Source organism: Psychrobacter sp. Pi2-52 (assembly GCF_904846705.1).
Classification (GTDB): domain Bacteria; phylum Pseudomonadota; class Gammaproteobacteria; order Pseudomonadales; family Moraxellaceae; genus Psychrobacter.
Window position 1 is genome coordinate 1 of sequence record NZ_CAJHBS010000045.1, and the last position, 3,837, is coordinate 3,837.

The 3,837-nt window shown below is 36.4% G+C and carries 3 protein-coding genes; 2 read left to right on the plus strand and 1 reads right to left on the minus strand.

The features are described 5' to 3' along the window. Positions 1-242: 242 nt before the first annotated feature. Positions 243-1,151, minus strand: coding sequence for a competence protein CoiA family protein (locus JMY00_RS13380; protein ID WP_201580519.1), 909 nt, complete (start codon positions 1,149-1,151; stop codon positions 243-245). Positions 1,152-1,262: 111 nt separating this feature from the next. Between JMY00_RS13380 and JMY00_RS13385 the strand changes: the two genes are divergently transcribed. Continuing rightward, the gene (locus JMY00_RS13385) at positions 1,263-2,294 is read left to right on the plus strand and encodes a hypothetical protein (protein WP_201580520.1); all 1,032 of its coding nucleotides are present in this window, start codon (positions 1,263-1,265) and stop codon (positions 2,292-2,294) included. Between the two features lie 333 nt (positions 2,295-2,627). Further along, positions 2,628-3,479, plus strand: coding sequence for a thymidylate synthase (locus JMY00_RS13390; RefSeq protein WP_201580521.1), 852 nt, complete (start codon positions 2,628-2,630; stop codon positions 3,477-3,479). The last annotated feature ends 358 nt before the right edge of the window (positions 3,480-3,837 follow it).

Here is a 3,837-nt window from a genome sequence, read left to right on the forward strand (position 1 = left end):
CAGGAGTGTAGGTTTGTTTTTTCATTGTCGTATTCTCTCAGAATGTTGAGTCTCCGACAATCCCGGGGCGGTTCAGACAATGGTAAGCACCTAGCTTCCAGTTGTCTTTTTCAATCACTCTAAGTGTCTGTTTAGAGCTACAAATAGAACAAAATCTAAATTTGCGGTTTGTAAATCTTTTCATGTTCATTATGTTTTTCCTCCATGTTGCAGCAGTATTGATATATCCATCGCAAAAGAAATTAGTGTTTGGGTGTAGTATCCATTTCTCGCAAACGTAGTAACACGGTATGAGAGAAAGGATTACAATACTTCCAAGCTTTGAATTTTGGTGTATATCTACCACCACCTTCTTTGCTCCATTGCTTCAGTAAAGCTATAATCTCTGGATTATAACTGACCGTTTTTACTGAAATACCTCCATCGTTAAATACCCATGCATCCACCCATACATTATTAATAATAAAGCGATGTTTAACATAATTGTTGATGAGCTTAGATTGAGATTCTTCACTATCATCAGCAATGTGGTTCGTATTGATTTCAGGTAAAGGCGTCGTACTTAACCAATCTGCCAACGGCTCGTCAGGTTTCTTAGCTTCAGGGTATAACCATTTTTTATTATCTACTTGTTCTAGAATGAACTGCTCTGCTTCATCGCTGGGAATGCAGACATTGCGCTTTAGTAGTTCTCGCAAATCTATCTCAATGGTCTTGATATTTAATTGTTTGATGAAATTGAGTTTGTGAGTATCTACAAATGATGTCACGGCAACTTCGATAAAAAGCATCTCATTATCAATACTTGCTAATAAATCAGGACGAATTGAGCCAACAGCTTGTTCTGCTACTAAGCTAGAGAACTGCCAATTTTTTGCTTCAGTCTCATCTGTTTCTGGCAAGGGTGGCAATACCACACATTTTTTCTCCATAATGACTTGCTTAGCAAACTTGTGTAGGATACTTTCAGGGTTGATATGGCAACTTTCTTTATTGCTAGAGTGAGCGAAATGATGCTCATTTTTCTCTCCCTTTCTAGCAACAACGGGTTCGCTACATTCAAAACAATAACAGTTACAAGCGAGTCCTCTTTCCACTTGTTTAATACCAACAATTTTATCTAGATCATTAATAGCAATATTCATTAGCATGGTTACTATCCTCTTTAGGGTTTGTAAAAACTGAGGTTAGTATGAGCTGAGTATTTTTGCGTAAACACCCCTAAAAGGGATAACAAACGGGTTTGAGTCGGTTTAATACTAATGAAAAACAAATACTTAGAGTTATTTGAGAATTTAAGCAATCGTCTTGACTTGTATCATAACGAAACTAAAAACCAGCGTTATTTACAGATAATGTTAGAGCGTAGGCTAAAGAGCCTGCCAGAAAATGAAGGTGATGTTTACGAACCTGACAAAATTACTCGTAAAATAATTTATGCCATTGATAAGAATGTCAGTCTAGATGATATTGATAGCAAAGAAGCCCAACAGCAGATAAATATTAGTAAGATCCAAAAGTATTTGTCCGATTTTGTTCGAACTCAAATGGACTCCGAAATAATTAATCGTGTTGGCTATATACCTGTAATTAAGGTTGAATCTTCAAGAGGTGGTCGAGGTAATGAAAAGGCATTTTGGTTGGATATTGAACCTATCGAATTATTGCTGCCCTCTGTGGCATTAGAAGATGAAGATTCGCCTGAAGACTATAGCGAGATAAGTTATGTGAGAGAGCATAACTCGACAATAAAACCTTCAGTTCTCACTCGAATTTTTTTTAAGAATGGTGAGCTAAAAATGTACAGCCCTAAAGGCTTACTGTTGACTGCTTTGATGCTTATCAGTCTTCTTATAGATATACTGATCGTCTTGTTCGCAGTTTTATTTATTATATTCATAAAGGATTTGCCATCATTAAGCTTAATATCAGCATTAATTATATTAGCGTTCATACCATTCGCTTATATGAATTTTATATGGTTCTTTAAACCCTTACATCACTTAATGACCCACCGTATCAGTAAAGCGCCTTTATTGTTTGCAAATATAAATACAGACAATGCTGACATTGAAATGTATAAGGGAGCTGATGGCTATAGAATAGCGAGAATAACGGCCTTCACTTCCATTTGTCCAATTTGTACAGCCCCTATTGAACTAGCTGATGGTAAACCTGATCAAAAGCAGCCGTTAGTGGGTCGATGCAGAGAAGCACCTCATGCTCATGTGTATAGCTTTGATAGGATGACTTTGAAGGGGTATTTTTTAGGTCATAAAGGTTATTTGAAGTAATGGAAGGTATTAATCAAGTAAATCGAATATTTTCACACTAAATAGTTAAATCAACTCCTTGTAGTCTTTCTTGGTTAAAAGTACAGCCCAAACAGCCGACTGTTCCCATAAAAGTATCTTATGGCAAATAATGTTAGATAGAAGGATTCGGTTCCATTGGGGCATAGTCTGTTGATAAGTTGTTAAGACAATCAGTTGTTACGAACAGGTTTGTACAATTGAGCCTTGAAACTTTATAATGCTCAATGAAATCAAAAGGTAAAATGTATTGTCCACGCAGTTCAACAAAAATCACCTTTTGAGATAAGTTTGTAGTCCAACTAAGGTTATTGAATGAAACAGTATCTAGATTTATGTCAACGTATAGTTGATGAGGGTGTATGGGTCGAGAATGAACGAACTGGAAAACGCTGCTTAACCGTTATTAATGCTGATTTAAACTACAATGTAGGAGCTAATGAGTTTCCCTTAGTAACTACTCGAAAGAGTTATTGGAAAGCAGCTATCGCAGAGTTATTAGGGTATCTACGTGGTTATGATAGCGCAGATCAGTTTCGAGCTATTGGATGTAATACATGGAACGCTAATGCCAATGAAAATGAAGCTTGGTTAGCTAATCCTTATCGTAAAGGTAAGGATGATATGGGCCGAGTTTATGGTGTACAGGGACGCAGATGGCGTAATTCAGTAGGAGAGGAGTTTGACCAACTTCGTAAGATTTATAATAACTTGCGAAACGGTATTGATGACCGAGGTGAAATTCTAACCTTCTACAATCCAGGTGAGTTTCATATGGGATGTTTACGTCCTTGTATGCATACTCATACATTTTCGTTGTTAGGTGGAAAGCTTTATTTGACTTCATCACAACGTTCATGTGATGTACCATTAGGTCAAAATTTTAATCAGATTCAAGTGTTTACCTTACTAGCTCTCATGGCTCAAATTACGGGCCACGAGGCCGGAAAAGCTTATCATAAGATCGTAAATGCACATATTTATGAAGATCAATTAGAATTAATGCGTGACGTGCAATTAAAACGCGAACCTTATCCGGCACCTAAGCTTCATATTAACCCTGAAATTAAGTCTCTCGAAGATATTGAAACATGGGTAACATTGGATGATTTTAGAGTTGAAGGATACCAGTATTATGAGTCTATTGCCTATCCATTCTCAGTTTGATATAAGCATAAAGTGAAAGCTGAGAAAAGTGATAAATTTCTATTAGGCATAAAGTATCAGTATATGTGATTTATGCTATAGGGTATATGCTTATTAGCTAAGCTCTCGCTAGCTTTTAAGCAAGAGGAAATCAAGATTATGCTCTTTATAGAATAGATAGTTTTTGACAGACTAGTGCATAAGCTGTTTCGATCTTGTATCTTCTAAAACTAACATTTTTCTCAATTTCTCAATTTCTTGTCTGGCTTCTGATAGGGATCTCTTATCTGTGTCAGATAGTGTGGTAATCCCCCCAATAAATAAGAACACTCATAAATAGAGAGTAACTGCTAGAATACATCAGCAGGAGAATCCTATG